The 17,944-nt window shown below is 68.5% G+C and carries 7 protein-coding genes and 2 rRNA genes; 3 read left to right on the forward strand and 6 right to left on the reverse strand.

Annotation, left to right across the window (positions count from 1 at the left end; all coding sequences use genetic code 11):
* Positions 1-79 precede the first annotated feature (79 nt).
* The 3 genes from OG867_RS14785 to OG867_RS14795 all read right to left on the reverse strand — a co-directional run bounded on the left by OG867_RS14785 (position 80) and on the right by OG867_RS14795 (position 6,258).
* A 23S ribosomal RNA gene (locus tag OG867_RS14785) occupies positions 80-3,204 on the reverse strand.
* Positions 3,205-3,507: 303 nt separating this feature from the next.
* A 16S ribosomal RNA gene (locus OG867_RS14790) occupies positions 3,508-5,033 on the reverse strand.
* The 16S and 23S rRNA genes sit together here, the layout of an rRNA operon.
* A 670-nt stretch (positions 5,034-5,703) precedes the next feature.
* The gene (locus OG867_RS14795) at positions 5,704-6,258 is read right to left on the reverse strand and encodes a MarR family transcriptional regulator (RefSeq protein WP_328901324.1); all 555 of its coding nucleotides are present in this window, start codon (positions 6,256-6,258) and stop codon (positions 5,704-5,706) included.
* A gap of 156 nt (positions 6,259-6,414) precedes the next feature.
* Between OG867_RS14795 and OG867_RS14800 the strand changes: the two genes are divergently transcribed.
* The gene (locus OG867_RS14800) at positions 6,415-7,710 is read left to right on the forward strand and encodes an MFS transporter (RefSeq protein WP_406290957.1); all 1,296 of its coding nucleotides are present in this window, start codon (positions 6,415-6,417) and stop codon (positions 7,708-7,710) included.
* 9 nt (positions 7,711-7,719) lie between these two features.
* Here OG867_RS14800 and OG867_RS14805 read toward each other — a convergent pair whose 3' ends face one another.
* Together OG867_RS14805 and OG867_RS14810 are read right to left on the reverse strand one after the other, a co-directional pair.
* The gene (locus OG867_RS14805; protein ID WP_406285731.1) at positions 7,720-9,366 is read right to left on the reverse strand and encodes a SpoIIE family protein phosphatase; all 1,647 of its coding nucleotides are present in this window, start codon (positions 9,364-9,366) and stop codon (positions 7,720-7,722) included.
* Positions 9,367-9,545: 179 nt separating this feature from the next.
* On the reverse strand, positions 9,546-10,862 hold the full coding sequence (locus tag OG867_RS14810; RefSeq protein WP_328901322.1) for an NAD(P)/FAD-dependent oxidoreductase: 1,317 nt from the start codon (positions 10,860-10,862) through the stop codon (positions 9,546-9,548).
* Positions 10,863-11,281: 419 nt separating this feature from the next.
* On the opposite strand from OG867_RS14810, the gene OG867_RS14815 reads away from it, so the two are divergent.
* Complete coding sequence (locus OG867_RS14815; RefSeq protein WP_406285733.1) at positions 11,282-12,166, forward strand: TetR/AcrR family transcriptional regulator; 885 nt, start codon at positions 11,282-11,284, stop codon at positions 12,164-12,166.
* A gap of 220 nt (positions 12,167-12,386) precedes the next feature.
* Positions 12,387-14,438, forward strand: coding sequence for a sigma-70 family RNA polymerase sigma factor (locus tag OG867_RS14820; RefSeq protein WP_406290959.1), 2,052 nt, complete (start codon positions 12,387-12,389; stop codon positions 14,436-14,438).
* A 60-nt stretch (positions 14,439-14,498) separates the two neighbouring features.
* Here the strand turns inward: OG867_RS14820 and OG867_RS14825 are convergent, their stop codons facing one another.
* A complete protein-coding gene (locus tag OG867_RS14825; protein WP_406285735.1) occupies positions 14,499-17,942 on the reverse strand; it encodes an AfsR/SARP family transcriptional regulator in 3,444 nt (1,147 codons plus the stop codon).
* Between the last annotated feature and the right edge of the window lie 2 nt (positions 17,943-17,944).

Raw genomic sequence — 17,944 nt, forward strand, 5'->3', positions numbered from 1 at the left:
ACACTATGAAATTAACCAACACCGGATGAAAACACGGCCGTTCGTTATTTCAGAACTAACACAGTGGACGCGAGCAACTGAGGACAAGCCCTCGGCCTATTAGTACCAGTCAGCTCCACCCGTTACCGGGCTTCCACATCTGGCCTATCAACCCAGTCGTCTACTGGGAGCCTTAACCCTTCAAGAGGGTGGGAATACTCATCTCGAAGCAGGCTTCCCGCTTAGATGCTTTCAGCGGTTATCCTTTCCGAACGTAGCCAACCAGCCATGCCCTTGGCAGGACAACTGGCACACCAGAGGTTCGTCCGTCCCGGTCCTCTCGTACTAGGGACAGCCCTTCTCAATATTCCTACGCGCACAGCGGATAGGGACCGAACTGTCTCACGACGTTCTAAACCCAGCTCGCGTACCGCTTTAATGGGCGAACAGCCCAACCCTTGGGACCGACTCCAGCCCCAGGATGCGACGAGCCGACATCGAGGTGCCAAACCATCCCGTCGATATGGACTCTTGGGGAAGATCAGCCTGTTATCCCCGGGGTACCTTTTATCCGTTGAGCGACAGCGCTTCCACAAGCCACTGCCGGATCACTAGTCCCGACTTTCGTCCCTGCTCGACCCGTCGGTCTCACAGTCAAGCTCCCTTGTGCACTTACACTCAACACCTGATTGCCAACCAGGCTGAGGGAACCTTTGGGCGCCTCCGTTACTCTTTAGGAGGCAACCGCCCCAGTTAAACTACCCATCAGACACTGTCCCTGATCCGGATCACGGACCCAGGTTAGACATCCAGCACGACCAGAGTGGTATTTCAACGACGACTCCACAACCACTGGCGTGGCCGCTTCAAAGTCTCCCACCTATCCTACACAAGCCGAACCGAACACCAATATCAAACTATAGTAAAGGTCCCGGGGTCTTTCCGTCCTGCTGCGCGAAACGAGCATCTTTACTCGTAGTGCAATTTCACCGGGCCTATGGTTGAGACAGTCGAGAAGTCGTTACGCCATTCGTGCAGGTCGGAACTTACCCGACAAGGAATTTCGCTACCTTAGGATGGTTATAGTTACCACCGCCGTTTACTGGCGCTTAAGTTCTCAGCTTCGCCACCCCGAAGAGCAGCTAACCGGTCCCCTTAACGTTCCAGCACCGGGCAGGCGTCAGTCCGTATACATCGCCTTACGGCTTCGCACGGACCTGTGTTTTTAGTAAACAGTCGCTTCTCGCTGGTCTCTGCGGCCACCCCCAGCTCAAGCAGCAAGTGCTCTCACCAGTGATGGCCCCCCTTCTCCCGAAGTTACGGGGGCATTTTGCCGAGTTCCTTAACCATAGTTCACCCGAACGCCTCGGTATTCTCTACCTGACCACCTGAGTCGGTTTAGGGTACGGGCCGCCATGAAACTCGCTAGAGGCTTTTCTCGACAGCATAGGATCATCCACTTCACCACAATCGGCTCGGCATCAGGTCTCAGCCTTAACGTGTGACGGATTTGCCTACCACACGGCCTACACCCTTACCCCGGGACAACCACCGCCCGGGCTGGACTACCTTCCTGCGTCACCCCATCGCTTACCTACTACAAGTCTGGTTCATCGGCTCCACCACTACCCTCAACTCCGAAGAGATCGGGCCGGCTTCACGGACTTAGCATCGCCTGATTCAGTACTGGGCGTTTCAAAGCGGGTACCGGAATATCAACCGGTTGTCCATCGACTACGCCTGTCGGCCTCGCCTTAGGTCCCGACTTACCCTGGGCAGATCAGCTTGACCCAGGAACCCTTAGTCAATCGGCGCACACGTTTCTCACGTGTGTATCGCTACTCATGCCTGCATTCTCACTCGTGAACCGTCCACAACTCGCTTCCGCGGCTGCTTCACCCGGCACACGACGCTCCCCTACCCATCCATACAGGCGTTGGCCCTATGTGTATGAATGACACGACTTCGGCGGTACGCTTGAGCCCCGCTACATTGTCGGCGCGGAATCACTTGACCAGTGAGCTATTACGCACTCTTTCAAGGGTGGCTGCTTCTAAGCCAACCTCCTGGTTGTCTCTGCGACTCCACATCCTTTCCCACTTAGCGTACGCTTAGGGGCCTTAGTCGATGCTCTGGGCTGTTTCCCTCTCGACCATGGAGCTTATCCCCCACAGTCTCACTGCCGCGCTCTCACTTACCGGCATTCGGAGTTTGGCTAAGGTCAGTAACCCGGTAGGGCCCATCGCCTATCCAGTGCTCTACCTCCGGCAAGAAACACACGACGCTGCACCTAAATGCATTTCGGGGAGAACCAGCTATCACGGAGTTTGATTGGCCTTTCACCCCTAACCACAGGTCATCCCCCAGGTTTTCAACCCTGGTGGGTTCGGTCCTCCACGAAGTCTTACCTCCGCTTCAACCTGCCCATGGCTAGATCACTCCGCTTCGGGTCTAGAGCGTGCAACTCAATCGCCCTATTCGGACTCGCTTTCGCTACGGCTTCCCCACACGGGTTAACCTCGCTACACACCGCTAACTCGCAGGCTCATTCTTCAAAAGGCACGCAGTCACGACTGTATGTGCAAGCACATACAGCGACGCTCCCACGGCTTGTAGGCACACGGTTTCAGGTACTATTTCACTCCGCTCCCGCGGTACTTTTCACCATTCCCTCACGGTACTATCCGCTATCGGTCACCAGGGAATATTTAGGCTTAACGGGTGGTCCCGCCAGATTCACACGGGATTTCTCGGGCCCCGTGCTACTTGGGTGTCTCTCAAACGAGCCGTTGATGTTTCAGCTACGGGGGTCTTACCCTCTACGCCGGACCTTTCGCATGTCCTTCGCCTACATCAACGGTTTCTGACTCGTCTCACAGCCGGCAGACTATGAAAGAGAGATCCCACAACCCCGCATGCGCAACCCCTGCCGGGTATCACACGCATACGGTTTGGCCTGATCCAGTTTCGCTCGCCACTACTCCCGGAATCACGGTTGTTTTCTCTTCCTGAGGGTACTGAGATGTTTCACTTCCCCTCGTTCCCTCCACACTGCCTATGTGTTCAGCAGCGGGTGACAGCCCATGACGACTGCCGGGTTTCCCCATTCGGACACCCCCGGATCAAAGCTTGGTTGACAGCTCCCCGGGGCCTATCGTGGCCTCCCACGTCCTTCATCGGTTCCTGGTGCCAAGGCATCCACCGTGCGCCCTTAAAAACTTGGCCACAGATGCTCGCGTCCACTGTGCAGTTCTCAAACAACGACCAGCCACCCACCACCCCACCCAATACAGGCGAGTTCACTGGGGCCGGCAACCGAAGGAACAGACTCAAACGAGCCCGTACCTTCAGATACCCAACAGCGTGCCCGACCCGACCAATCATTTTTCACGTTCCACGCCGAAGCAGTACTAGTGACAAACAACTTGCCGTGCCGAGTAGTCAACGTTCCACCCATGAGCTAACCACCGTCGAACATTTGCCGACGTAGTGGCTCTGGATTCCTTGCGGAATCTAGATGCTCCTTAGAAAGGAGGTGATCCAGCCGCACCTTCCGGTACGGCTACCTTGTTACGACTTCGTCCCAATCGCCAGTCCCACCTTCGACAGCTCCCTCCCACAAGGGGTTGGGCCACCGGCTTCGGGTGTTACCGACTTTCGTGACGTGACGGGCGGTGTGTACAAGGCCCGGGAACGTATTCACCGCAGCAATGCTGATCTGCGATTACTAGCAACTCCGACTTCATGGGGTCGAGTTGCAGACCCCAATCCGAACTGAGACCGGCTTTTTGAGATTCGCTCCGCCTCGCGGCATCGCAGCTCATTGTACCGGCCATTGTAGCACGTGTGCAGCCCAAGACATAAGGGGCATGATGACTTGACGTCGTCCCCACCTTCCTCCGAGTTGACCCCGGCAGTCTCCTGTGAGTCCCCATCACCCCGAAGGGCATGCTGGCAACACAGAACAAGGGTTGCGCTCGTTGCGGGACTTAACCCAACATCTCACGACACGAGCTGACGACAGCCATGCACCACCTGTACACCGACCACAAGGGGGGCACCATCTCTGATGCTTTCCGGTGTATGTCAAGCCTTGGTAAGGTTCTTCGCGTTGCGTCGAATTAAGCCACATGCTCCGCTGCTTGTGCGGGCCCCCGTCAATTCCTTTGAGTTTTAGCCTTGCGGCCGTACTCCCCAGGCGGGGAACTTAATGCGTTAGCTGCGGCACCGACGACGTGGAATGTCGCCAACACCTAGTTCCCAACGTTTACGGCGTGGACTACCAGGGTATCTAATCCTGTTCGCTCCCCACGCTTTCGCTCCTCAGCGTCAGTAATGGCCCAGAGATCCGCCTTCGCCACCGGTGTTCCTCCTGATATCTGCGCATTTCACCGCTACACCAGGAATTCCGATCTCCCCTACCACACTCTAGCCTGCCCGTATCGACTGCAGACCCGGGGTTAAGCCCCGGGCTTTCACAACCGACGTGACAAGCCGCCTACGAGCTCTTTACGCCCAATAATTCCGGACAACGCTTGCGCCCTACGTATTACCGCGGCTGCTGGCACGTAGTTAGCCGGCGCTTCTTCTGCAGGTACCGTCACTTTCGCTTCTTCCCTGCTGAAAGAGGTTTACAACCCGAAGGCCGTCATCCCTCACGCGGCGTCGCTGCATCAGGCTTTCGCCCATTGTGCAATATTCCCCACTGCTGCCTCCCGTAGGAGTCTGGGCCGTGTCTCAGTCCCAGTGTGGCCGGTCGCCCTCTCAGGCCGGCTACCCGTCGTCGCCTTGGTAGGCCATTACCCCACCAACTAGCTGATAGGCCGCGGGCTCATCCTTCACCGCCGGAGCTTTCAACCTTCTCCCAGGAGGGAGAAAGTATTATCCGGTATTAGACCCCGTTTCCAGGGCTTGTCCCAGAGTGAAGGGCAGATTGCCCACGTGTTACTCACCCGTTCGCCACTAATCCACCCCGAAGGGCTTCATCGTTCGACTTGCATGTGTTAAGCACGCCGCCAGCGTTCGTCCTGAGCCAGGATCAAACTCTCCGTGAATGTTTTCCCGTAATCGGGAGACACATCACGAGAGCGGAACGACAAGGTCGGAATAAGACCCGTCGTCCACTGCGTCCTCGCTGTGTTTTGCCTACCCGGACCCAAAGAGGACCGTGTAGGACTTTCAAAGGAACCACCAACCTGCCGAAGCAGGCCGGGGTATCAACATATCTGGCGTTGACTTTTGGCACGCTGTTGAGTTCTCAAGGAACGGACGCTTCCTTTGTACTCACCCTCTCGGGCTTTCCTCCGGGCGCTTCCCTTCGGTCTTGCGTTTCCGACTCTATCAGACTCTTTCGTGTCCGATTCCCGGTCGAAGCGGGTTTCGCTTTCCAGTTCTTCGCTTTCGCGTTTCCCTTTCCGGCGAGTCCGACTCTATCAGATCCTTTCGGGCCTGATTCCCAGTCAGCGAGGCTTGTCCTCCGGGCCGTTGGGCCCTTCCGACGTCCAAAACTCTAGCGGATTTTCCCGGCGGCTCATAATCGGGCCTTCGAAATGAATTTCGGCATGCCGAAATTTCCCCGAACGGGAGATCGTGCTGAGTTTGGTGTGCCGCGTCTGCGGCGGGATCGGCTACCGCAGAACCGTTCAGGCTCCGTGGCAACTCGAAGGACCTTACGGATCGCCGAGGGGCGTGTCAACCCCCTCCCCACCTGCCCGGCAGGGCCGCTCAGTCCAGGTCGGTGAGCCGGCCGCCGGCGTCCGGCTGGGCGTGCTCCACCCTCCGCAGCAGGCGGGTCAGCATCGCGCCGAGCGCCCCGCGCTCCTCACCGTCGAGGTCCTGGAGCAGGTCCGCCTCGAAGTCCGTGGCCATCCGCATCGCCTCAAGCCACTTCGTACGGCCCTCGTCCGTCAGCTCCACGATGACGCGGACGCGGTTGTTCTCGTCGCGGTCGCGGGTCACCAAGCCCTCACCGGCCATCCGGTCGATGCGGTGCGTCATCGCGGCCGGAGTGAGACCGAGCCGCTTGGCGAGCTCACCGGGGCCGAGGCGGTAGGGCTCCCCGCCCAGGACGAGGGTCTTGAGGACCTCCCACTCCGCGTTGCTGATGCCGAGCGCGCCGAGCTGTCTCCCGTACGCGACGTTCATCCGGCGGTTCAGCCGGCCGAGGGCGGAGACGACCTGTTCGACCTGGGGGTCCAGGTCGCGGTACTCGCGCTGGTAGGCGGCGATCTGCTCGTCGAGGCTCGGCTCATCGAGTCCGGGCTCGGTGGTGTCGGACATGGCGCGCAGTATGGCACGCCGCCCATAGACATCGAAGTCCTTCGAGTCGTAGTGTTCAACATCTAACTTTAGTGATAAAGTCTTCGGGTTCGAGTCGTTCGATCGGTGCGACTCAAAGGCTTCGAGAGCTTGAGGTAGGTGAGTGTGACCAGGGAAATGGGCGCAGCACTGCGGCGGATCCAGCTGGGGAGCGCGCTGAGCGCGTTCGGGCTCGGGTTCACCGTTCCGTACCTGTACGTCTATGTGGCGCAGGTTCGGGATCTGGGCGCCGGTACGGCCGGGATCGTGCTGGCGGTCTTCGCCATGGCGGCGCTCGCCGTCCTGCCGTTCACCGGCCGGGCGATCGACCGTCGCGGACCGCTGCCCGTGCTGATCGCCGCCTCGGCCGTCGCTTCCCTGGGCGCCGCCGCGCTCGGCGTGTCCTCGCAGGTCAGCGCCGCCGTTCTGGCGGCGGCGGTGCTCGGCGCCGGCACCGCCGTCATGCAGCCCGCGCTCGCCACCATGCTCGTCCGGTGCACCGGCACCGCCACCCGCACGCGCGCCTTCGCGATGCAGTTCTTCCTGCAGAACCTGGGCCTGGGGATCGGCGGTCTGGTCGGCGGGCTGATTGTCGACACGAGCAGCCCGGCTTCGTTCACGCTGCTGTTCCTGATCGAAGCGGTGATGTTCCTGGTGCTCGGCGTCATCGCGGCGACCGTGCGGATGCCGAACGTCCCCGTTCGCACGCCGGAGACGGTGGCCGGGGCACCGGCTCCGCGCAGCGGGCTGCGGGCGCTGGTCTCGCACCGCGCGATGGTGCAGCTGTGCGTGCTGGGCTTCGTGCTCTTCTTCGCCTGCTACGGACAGTTCGAGTCCGGACTCGCGGCGTACGGCACCGAGGCCGCCGGCATCGAGCCCTCCACGCTCGGCATCGCGCTGGCCGCCAACACCGCCGTGATCGTCGTCGCCCAGTTCGTGGTGCTGCGTCTCGTGGAGCGCCGGCGGCGCACCCGGGTCATCGCGGCGGTCGGCCTGATCTGGGCCTTCGCCTGGATCGTGGCCGGTTACGCGGGCCTCGGGCACAGCAGCCAGACCATGGCGACGGCCGCGATGATCTCCACGTACGCGCTGTTCGGGCTCGGTGAGTCCATGCTGTCGCCGACCGTCGCGCCGCTGGTCGCGGACCTGGCTCCGGAGTCGATGGTGGGCCAGTACAACTCGGCGTTCGCGCTCTGCAAGCAGCTCGCGCTCGCCGTCGGCCCGGCCGTGGGCGGTCCGATGGGGGCCTCGCTGCACGGCCCGTACATCGTGACGTTCGTGCTGTTCTCGCTGGCCATCACCGCGCTCGCGCTGCGGCTCGGCCGACGGCTCACCCCCGTACAGGACCAGCCCTCGCTCGCGCACGTGCCGTCGCGGGTGGTGGCCGTCTCCGTGCCGGAGAGCGCGCCGGCGCCCGTGGCCGCCGCGCGCTGAGCGCGGCCGCTACCGCGGCAGGACGAACTCGCACCACACCGCCTTGCCGCCACCCGGCGTGCGGCGGCTCCCCCACGACGTGGCGATCGAGGCGACGATCGAGATGCCCCGGCCCGCCTCGTCCGCCGGTTCGGCACGGCGGCGGCGCGGCAGGTGGTCGTCGCCGTCGGTCACCTCGATGATCAGGCGGCGGTCGGTGCGGCGCAGGCCGAGGCGCATCGGCGGGGTGCCGTGCTGGAGGGAGTTCGCGACGAGCTCCCCGGCGGCGAGGACCCCGAGGTCGCACAGCTCCACCGGGAAACGCCACGAGGCGAGCACGCCCGTCGCGAAGGCGCGGGCGCGGGGAGCCGCTTCGATGCCGCCGAGCAGGTCGAGCGAGGCGTTGTGGAACAGCTCGGCGGCGGCGCCCGTGCGCGCCGGGTGCTGCACGACCAGGACCGCCACGTCGTCGTCGTGCTCCGCGGTGACGTTGAGGGAGCGGATCAGCCGGTCGCAGACGACCTGCGGCGCGCCCGTCGCCCCGGACAGCGCCCGCTCCAGCGCGCCCACGCCCTCGTCGATGTCCTCGCTGCGGCGCTCGACCAGCCCGTCCGTGTAAAGGACGGCGGTGGAACCGGGCGGCAGCGGGATCGTGCCCGAGGTGTGGATCCAGCCGCCGGTGCCGAGCGGCGGGCCGATCGGGTCCTCCGCGCGGCGGACCGTGCCGTCCTCGTCGCGCACCAGGATCGGCAGATGGCCGGCGGAGGAGTAGACGAGCAGCCCCTCGTTGGGATCGTGCACGGCATAGGCGCAGGTGGCGATCTGGCTGGCGTCGATCTCGGCGGCGAGCCCGTCGAGCAGCTGAAGGACCTCGTGCGGCGGGAGGTCCAGGCGGGCGTAGGCCCGTACGGCGGTGCGGAGCTGGCCCATGACGGCGGCGGCGCGCACCCCGCGCCCCATCACGTCCCCGATGACCAGCGCGGTGCGGCCCGCGCCCAGGGTGATGACGTCGTACCAGTCGCCGCCGACCGCGGCGTCCGTGCCGCCCGGCTGGTAGGTGGCGGCGATCCGCAGGTCGTCGGGCTGTTCCAGCTCCTGCGGGAGCAGCGAGCGCTGGAGCGTGACGGCGGTTTCGCGGTGGCGGCCCTCGCTGGCGCGCAGCCGCTCGGCGGCCTCGGCGTGATCGGTGACGTCGGCCGCGTACACGAGGACTCCGCTGTCGCGGCCCTTCTCCTTGTCGGGGCGCACGGGCGTGCAGGTCACGGTGTACGAGCGGCCGTCGGCGGCCTTGCGGGACTTGACCGTGCGGGGGGTGCCGCTGCGCAGGACCTGGTCCATGAGGGGCAGCAGGCCGATCTCGGTCAGCTCGGGCATCACCTCGGCGGCCCTGGCGCCGCAGGGGCGGGGGCCGAAGGCGGCGGCGTACGCGTCGTTGACGTAGGCGATGTGGTGGTGGGGGCCGTGCACCAGGGCGACGAGGGCGGGCAGCCGGCCCAGGATGTCGCGGGCGGAGAGGTCCTCCAGGTCGGGCGCCGAGGGCAGGGGGACGCCGACGGTCCCGCCCTGCGGCGGGGCGGCGCCCGATTCGGCGCGGGCCGCCGGTACGGAGCTGTGGTCCTCCCGGGCGGCGCGACGCTGCGTACCGGGGAGGCGGGCGCTCCAACGCGTGAAGTTCACGGAATTTCTGGCCTCGTGTGTCGGTCTGGTCCGCTCGGGCGGGTGCTTCCTCTGCCAGGGCGTCGGGCGCGTTCGTCGCTCCTGGGACGGTCTTCGCTGGTCACTGTCGGTTGCTGCCGGCCGGGTCACTCTGTGCAGATGTGGGCCCACCCATGGTCACACGTCCAGTGTGTCGGACCCTACTGACAGTCGTCCCCGTCGGGCCGCGGCCGGCGTCCGGCGGCGAGTTCGAACTCCGCCCGGGGATGCTCCAGGGAGCCCAGGGAGACGATCTCGCGTTTGAAGAGACCGGCGAGCGTCCATTCGGCCAGGACCCGTGCCTTCCGGTTGAAGGTGGGAACCCGGCTCAGGTGGTACATGCGGTGTATCAGCCAGGCTGGATAGCCCTTCAGTCGGCGCCCGTAGATGTGCGCGACGCCCTTGTGGAGTCCGAGCGAGGCGACGGAGCCCGCGTAGCTGTGGCGGTATTCGGTCAGCGGTCCCCCGTCGAGCGCGGCGACGACGTTGTCCGCGAGGACCTTCGCCTGACGGACGGCGTGCTGGGCGTTGGGGGCGGTCGTGCGGCCGGTTTCGGCAGCGGTGAGGTCGGGAACGGCGGCGGCGTCGCCCGCCGACCAGGCGTGCTCCGTGCCCTCGACGGTCAGCTTCGCGGTGCACACGAGCCGGCCGCGTGCGTCCAGGGGGAGGCCGGTGGCGGCGAGGAGCGGTGCGGGTTTGACGCCGGCCGTCCACACGAGGGTGCGGGTGGGGAAGCGGGAGCCGTCGCTGAGGACGGCGACGCGGTCCTCGCAGGAGTCCAGCCGGGTGTCCAGGCGTACGTCGATGTTGCGCCCCCGCAGTTCCCGTACGGCGTACCGGCCGAGGGATTCGCCGACCTCGGGCAGGATGCGGCCGGTGGCCTCCACGAGGATCCACTTCAGGTCCTCGGCCTTGATGTTGTGGTAGTACCGCGAGGTGTAGCGGGCCATGTCCTCCAGTTCCGCGAGCGCCTCCACGCCCGCGTAGCCGCCGCCGACGAAGACGAAGGTCAGGGCGGCGTCACGGACGGCGGGGTCACGGGTGGCGGACGCGATGTCCATCTGTTCGATGACGTGGTTACGCAGCCCGATGGCCTCCTCGATCGTCTTGAAACCCACGCCGTGGTCGGCGAGGCCGGGGACGGGGAGAGTGCGTGAGACGGACCCGGGAGCGAGGACCAACTCGTCGTACCCGATCTCCAGGGCGCCGGTGCCGTCCTCGCCGCTGGCGAGGGTGGTGACGGTCGCGGTGCGCTTGGTGTGGTCGATGGCCCGGGCCTCGCCGATGACGATGGTGCAGTGCGGCAGGACGCGGCGCAACGGTACGACGACATGGCGCGGTGAGATCGAGCCGGCGGCGGCCTCGGGGAGGAACGGCTGGTACGTCATATAGGGCTCGGGCGCGACCACCACGATCTCGGTCTCGCCACTTCTCAGTCTCTGCTTCAGCTTCCGCTGGAGACGCAGCGCTGTGTACATCCCGACGTAGCCTCCGCCGACGACGAGAATGCGCTCACCCGGCGGAGGGCCGGGGGGTGTGCCCCCGGAAACTGAAGCCATCACCACCCCATGACGCAACGCGCACCGGAGTTTGTCCACAGCCCCGGCAAATTGTGTGACCGGAGGTCGTGCACGGGCCGGTGGTGCCGGACGGACCCTTGGTATGCAAGCCCCGCAGGTCAGGCATCGCGGCACGGGGCCGGGACGTGGATCAAGTGGTGACCAACCGGTCCTTGCGCCGATCGGGGGGCGCTCCGGGCGGAACTGCCCCCTTCTGAATTGACCCGGGCTCAACTATGTTCGTATGTCGTCGGGGTGTCGGACGGTGACGATCGGTCCACCCTCGACGGACACGGCGGGAGTCTCCGGGGGGAGACGTCATAACCGGGGGAACAGTTATGGACATTCAGGAATCGCATTGGCCGACCACTGCTGTCGCGCCTGAAGGAAGCGGACTCAGCGGGGCAGTTGGCACCCTCAACGGCACGGGCGGCACCACGGCGACCGTGCCCCCGGCGGCGGTGAACGCGCTGGGCAACGAACTCGGTGCCCAGCCCGCTGGCGCGTCGGCGCACGCACGGTCCGTCCCACTGCGGGTGGACGCGCAGCGCAATCTCGAACACGTACTGCGCGCTGCGCGCGAGGTGTTCGGGGAGCTCGGGTACGGGGCCCCGATGGAGGACGTGGCCCGCCGGGCCAGAGTCGGCGTCGGCACGGTCTACCGACGTTTCCCCAGCAAGGACGTGCTGGTGCGCCGGATAGCCGAGGAGGAGACCTCCCGGCTCACCGACCAGGCGCGTTCCGCGCTCGGGCAGGAGGACGAGCCGTGGTCGGCGCTCTCGCGCTTCCTGCGGACCTCCGTGGCCTCGGGGGCGGGGCGGCTCCTGCCCCCGCAGATACTGCGGGTCGGTGTGGAGGCCGAGGACTCGACCGTGGCAGGCGAGGCCGTCGAGGCCGTCGAGGGCGGGGACGAGCCCCGGGTGCCGCAGCAGCGGCAGGAGGCGGGCACGGCCGTGCCCCGGGCGGTGTCCCGGCAGCGGACCGGTCCGGAGGCCGGCGACGAGGACCTGGGCGCCGGTGCGGCCGAGTTGCTGGAGGTCGTGGGGCGGCTGGTCGACCGGGCGCGGACGTCGGGCGAGCTGCGCCACGATGTGACGGTGTCGGACGTCCTGCTGGTCATCGCGACGTCCGCCCCCGCGCTGCCGGACGCGGCCCAGCAGGCGGCGGCCTCTTCCCGCCTGCTGGACATCCTGCTGGAGGGACTGCGCTCGCGCCCCGAGTGACGGGTGCCGGGCGTGGGACGGGGTCGCGATGCCCTGCCCCCGCCCGCTGCCACGTCAACCCAACCCCTCGCTCCTTCCCCGAATGAGTGCCGGCTAGTGCTCACATTCGGCGAGGACGCCCCGGATGAGTGGTTGGTGGGACTGAGGGCACGCCGCATCGGCGCTCTGTGGCACGCTTGCCCGGTATTCGGGTCCGATGGCGCATACGGGGGCGTCCGCGATGAGCGGTGACGGGCAGAGGGAAGAGTCGTGCGACGGTGTGTCCACCGCCGGCGGCGGTACGGAGCCGGCCGGCTCACCCGGGCACCAGGTGCCGAGCCAGGCCGCCCCCGGCCACCACGATGTCGACGCGGAGGCGAACGACCCAGGCGGAACGGTCCTGCCGGGCCCCTGGCCGCCCGCGCCGACCCAGGACGGCGGGGCGGAGCGCGCTTCCGAGAGCCTTGGCGCGGGGCCCGCCGAGCCCGTTCCCGCCGTGCCGATGCAGCGGGTGGGGCGGGGTTCCGGCGGGGCGGACGGCGCGGTGGCGGGGCCGTCGGACGCCCAGTTGATCCAGCGCATGCGGGAGGGCGACAACCTCGCCTACGAGGAGTTGTTCCGGCGCCACTCCCAGGCCGTGCGCCGCTATGCCCGCACCTGCTGCCGGGACGCGCACACCGCCGACGACCTGACCGCCGAGGTCTTCGCCCGGACCCTGCAGGCGGTACGGGGCGGCAAGGGGCCCGAGGAGGCGGTGCGCGCCTACCTGATGACGGCGGTCCGGCACGTGGCCGCCGCCTGGACGAAGACCGCGAAGCGCGAGCATCTGGTGGACGACTTCGCCGCGTTCGCCGCCCAGGCCGCCCGGTCGTCCGAGGTGTCCGACGACGACACCCTGGACCTCGGCGCGGACGTGCTCGCGATGCACGAGGCCGATCAGTCGATGGCCATGCAGGCGTTCCGCAGCCTCCCGGAGCGCTGGCAGGCGGTCCTGTGGCACACCACCGTCGAGGAGGAGTCGCCCAGCGACATCGCGCCTCTGTTCGGGCTGACCGCCAACGCCACGTCGGTGCTGGCCAGCCGGGCGCGCGAAGGGCTCAAGCAGGCGTATCTGCAGGCCCATGTGAGCCAGGCGCTCACCTCCGGCGGCGACTGCGCGCGGTACGCCGACCGGCTCGGCGCGTACGCCCGGGGCGGGTTGCGAATGCGGGCGGAGCGCGGGCTGCGGGGACATCTGGACGAGTGCGCGAAGTGCCGCGTCGCGGCGGGCGAGCTGGCCCAGGTCAACGCCGGCATCCCCGCGCTGCTCCCGGTCGCGGTCATCGGCTGGTTCGCCGCCGGGTACGCCCTCAAGGCCGCCGGGATCGTGGCGGGAGGCGCGGTCGGCGCCGCCGGGGCGAGTGCCGCCGCGGCGGCGACCGGAAGCGGCTCATCCGCAGGTACGGCGGGTGGTGCGGCGGCCTCCGAGGGGCTCGGCGCACCCGCGAAGGCCGGGATCGCCGCGGCGGTGGCCGTCGCGGCGGCGGCCGGGCTCGTCTGGGCCCTGGTGGGCGACGACAGCCCCCGGCCCGAGGCGAAACCGGTCCCCAAGCCCCCGGCCGTGGCGCCCGCGGTGCCCTCCCCCACACCGCCGAAGCCGGAGCCGGCCCCGCCGGAGCCGACGCCCCCGAAGCCCGCACCGTCGGCCCCCACACCGCCGAAGCCCACGCCCACGCCCACACCCAAACCGACGCCCACGCCGACACCGACGCCGACTCCTGAGCCGCGTCCCACGCCGACGCCGACGTCCGCACCACCGAAGCCGAAGCCGCCCGCCAGCCCGCCCGCCCCGGCTCCGCCGCCTCCCGCTCCGGCGCCGGACGTCTACCAGGTCAGCGAGCTGGACTACTCCCTCTTCGGCGACCACACCGCACCCGAAGTTGTGCTCGGGGAGAGCGGCTGGGTCTGGCAGCGCTCCGGCGTATCGGTCGGCGGCACGCGGTACGCGCACGGGGTGACCGTCAACAGCCGCTCCTCGGTGGTCATCCAGCTGAACCGCCAGTGCACCCGCTACGAGGCCATGGCCGGGGTGGACGACCTCACCCTGGGGCTCGGCGCGGTGCGGTTCTCGGTGTTCGGCGGGGACGGGACGCGGCTCTGGCAGTCCCCCGTGGTCCGGGGCAACGACCCCGCCGTGCCGGTCGGGGTGAACGTGGCGGGCCAGGAGCGGATTCGGCTGGTGGTCGAGCCGGAGCAGCCGTTCGGCGGGGTCGCCCTCGCGGACTGGGCCGAGTCGCGCATCAGCTGTCGCTGAGGATCGCGGCAGCCCGCCTCTCGGCACGGCCGGGCCGCGCTTGTCAGGACAGGTCCGCTGTCACGGCAGGTCCACGACGACCTCCTGCAGCAGGGCGATGACGTCGTCCAGGGACAGCCCGTGGCCCGCGGCGCGCTCCTCCTCGTAGCGCGCGGAGCCCAGCGCCTCGCGGCACAGGCGCTCGGCCGCGTCGGTCTCGGCCAGCTCCCCCCCGGTCCGCGGGCTCGACGTCCGCCGCCAGTCGTCGGCGGCGGCGGACACGCGGGCGGCCACCTCGTGGTGGCCGAGCCTCGCCAGGACCGACACCGCGCCGTCCGCCAGATGCCCCGTGACGATCTCGGCGCACTGGGCCTCCTTGGCCGCGACGAGGGACCGGGTCAGCCCGTGCGCCCCGGCGACGAGGCCGCCTTCGGGCCCCGGCTCGTGCACCGCGATCCGGGCCGACAGGCCGGCCATCGCCACGGTGAAGTGCGACGGCGGGCCGCCGCGCCCGGCCTCCTCCAGGGCGGCCGTGAGCAGCCGCCGGGCGTCCGCGATGTCGCCCCGGTAGAACGCCATCGTGGCGCGCAGGTAGTAAACGTACGCGGTGGCGTCATGGGCCTGGTGGCGCTCGGCCTCCGCCTCCGAGCTGTCCAGCCGCTGGTGGGCGCCCGCCAGGTCGCCGGTGCGGTAGGAGAGTTCGGCGAGCCGGGCCAGGAGGAACGGCGCCTCGGCGTGCGCGCCGACCTCGCGGGCGAGCAGCAGCGCCTCCTCGTACGCGGTGCGGGCCTCGGCGTAGCGTCCGCGCATCATGCCCGCCTCGGCCGCCGCGCTGGCCACCTGGGCGCGCATCCAGCGGTCGCCGACGCGGCGGCTCAGGGTGCGCAGCTCGTCCAGGTCGTCATCGATCCCGGGCATGCCGCCGGGCATGTCGACCATCATGTGCGCGCGGAACATCAGGATGACTCCGTACTCCCACGGGCCGCCGTGCTCGCGGGCGTTGTCGACCGCCGCGTCGATCTTCTCCCGGGCGTCATCCGGCGTACCGGTGAGATATGCGGTCATCGGCCAGAGCAGCCCCGGGAACCGGACGCTGTGGGTGAGCGAGGTGGCGAACGCGTCGGCCACCCTCACCACGAGCGCGTGGAGCGCGGTGTCGCCGTGCGCCATCGCGGACTGCCCGCTCTCCGCCGCGAAGAAGAACCACAGCATGTGCAGGTCCATCCGGGGCCAGTACCGGGGGTCCGACTCGTCGGTGGGCTCGGGGCCGAGCGCACGAGCCTTCCGGGTCCAGGACAGGCCCTCGGAACGGTAGTTGCGCAGCCACCAGAACCAGCCCATGCCCAGCACCAGGCGGGCCGCCTCGGCCTCGGAGGCGGCGGACGAGGTGGTCCGCTGGAGGACGGCCCGGATGTTGTCGAGGTCGGTCTCCAGACGCTGGATCCAGGGCAGTTGGCCGTCGGAGCGCAGGAGCGGATCGGCCTCCTCGACCAGGGCGAGGAAGTACGCGGTGTGCGCGCTCTCGGCGGTGGCCCGCACCTCCGGGACCTCGCCGCACCGCTCGGTGGCGTACTCGTGGATCGTCTCCAGGAGGCGGTAGCGCATCGCGCCGTCCGTGCCCGGGGCGGCCACCACCAGGGACTTGTCGACCAGCGCACCGAGCAGGTCGGCGGTGTCGGCGGCCGGCCTGCCGGGGAGGGCCGGTGTCCTGATGATCGCTTCGGCGGCGGCCAGGTCCCAGCCGCCCGCGAAGACGGAGACCTGGCGCAGGGCGGTGCGCTCGTCCTCGTCCAGGAGGTCCCAGGACCAGTCGACCACCGCGCGCAGCGTCTGCTGGCGGGGCAGTACGGTCCGGCTGCCGCCCGTCAGCAGACGGAACCTGTCGTCGAGCCGGTCCGCGATCTGGCGCGGTCCGAGCAGGCGCAGCCGGGCGGCGGCCAGCTCGATGGCGAGTGGCAGCCCGTCCAGCCGGCGGCAGATCTCCGCGACGGCGTCCGCGTCGTGCGCGGGCCCCTGACTGGGGTCGAATCCGGGGCGCACGGCCCTGGCGCGCTCCGTGAACAAGCGGTGCGCGGGGTCGGCGGGGAGGGGGCCGACGGGTCGTACGGACTCGCCGGGGACCGCGAGCGGTTCGCGGCTGGTGGCGAGGATGCGCAGCTGCGGGCAGCGGGTCAGCAAGGTCTCGGCCAGCGCGGCGGCGGCGCCGATGACGTGTTCGCAGTTGTCGAGCACGAGGAGAACGGGTGCGGGCCGGGTGCCGTGGCCCAGGCGGTCGACCAGCAGGTCGACCGGGTCCGTGCGTGGGGGCGCGGCATCGAGGGCGGTGTCCCGCAACAGGGCGGTCTCGCGCAGCCCGAGCGCGGAGAGCACGGCGCCGGGGACGGCCTCGGGGTCCTCGACAGGGGCGAGTTCGGCGATCCAGACATCCGGCGGAGCGTCACCCCGGGCAGGGGCCAGATGTGCGGCGGACTCCTCGGCGAGGCGGGTCTTCCCGGAGCCGCCGGGGCCGGTGAGGGTGACCAGCCTCGACCGGATCAGGTCATCGCGGATGGCACGCAGTTCGGGCTCGCGCCCCACGAAGGAGGTCAGTCGGGGGCGCAGATTGCTCCGACCGGGTTTCACGTGAAACAACCCGGTTTCGGCGGGCGCGGGCTCCGGGGTGAGAAGTTCGCGGTGCAGGGCCGCCAGCTCGGGTCCAGGATCGGTGCCGAGTCCGTCCGCGAGGGCCCGGCGCGCATCCTCGTACGCGGCGAGCGCGTCGGCCTGCCGGCCGTCGGTGCGCAGGGCCCGTATCAGCTGGGCCCGGAAGCGCTCGTCGTACGGGTGGGCGGCGGTCAGCTCGGTCAGCTCGGCGACCAGGGCGGCGGGCGGGGCGGGGGCTTCGCCGGGACGGGGCTCGGCGAGGATCGGTGTCCCGTAAGCGGACTCCCCGGCGCCGCCGGAGCCCGCTCCCCCGGCTGAGCCCGCGCCCCCGCCGGAGCCCGCTCCCCCGGCTGAGCCCGCTGATCCCGCACCCCCCGTCGCGCGGCGCAGGTCCGCCTCGATGCGGCGTTCCAGGGCGGCGAGGCGGTGGGCCTCGGGGCGCAGCGCATGGCCCTGGTCTCCGTCGGGCAGGTCGGCCAGGGCCGGGCCGCGCCAGAGGGCGAGGGCGGTCCGCAGGGTCCGGGCGGCCCGGTCCGGCGCGCCCGCCTCCAGTTCGGCCCCGCCCTGCCGGGCCAGCCGCTCGAACACATAGAGGTCGACGTCGTCCGGGCCGGCCGTCAGGCGGTAACCGCCCGGCGTACTGGCCAGCGCCTCCCGGCCCAGCACCCTGCGGAGCCGCCCGACGAGGGCCTGGAGCGCCGCGGGCGCGTCGGCGGGGGGATCGTCCGCCCAGACGTCGTCCACGAGGTCGGCCACGGGCACGGGGCGTCCCGGCCGCAGGGCGAGGGCGGCGAGAAGGGCGCGCAGCCTGCTGCCGCCGAGGGGCAGCGCGCCGCCGTTCTCGTCTCGCGCCTCGGTGGCGCCCAGGATCAGATACCGCACGG

Source organism: Streptomyces sp. NBC_00209, from assembly GCF_045206345.1.
Classification (GTDB): domain Bacteria; phylum Actinomycetota; class Actinomycetes; order Streptomycetales; family Streptomycetaceae; genus Streptomyces.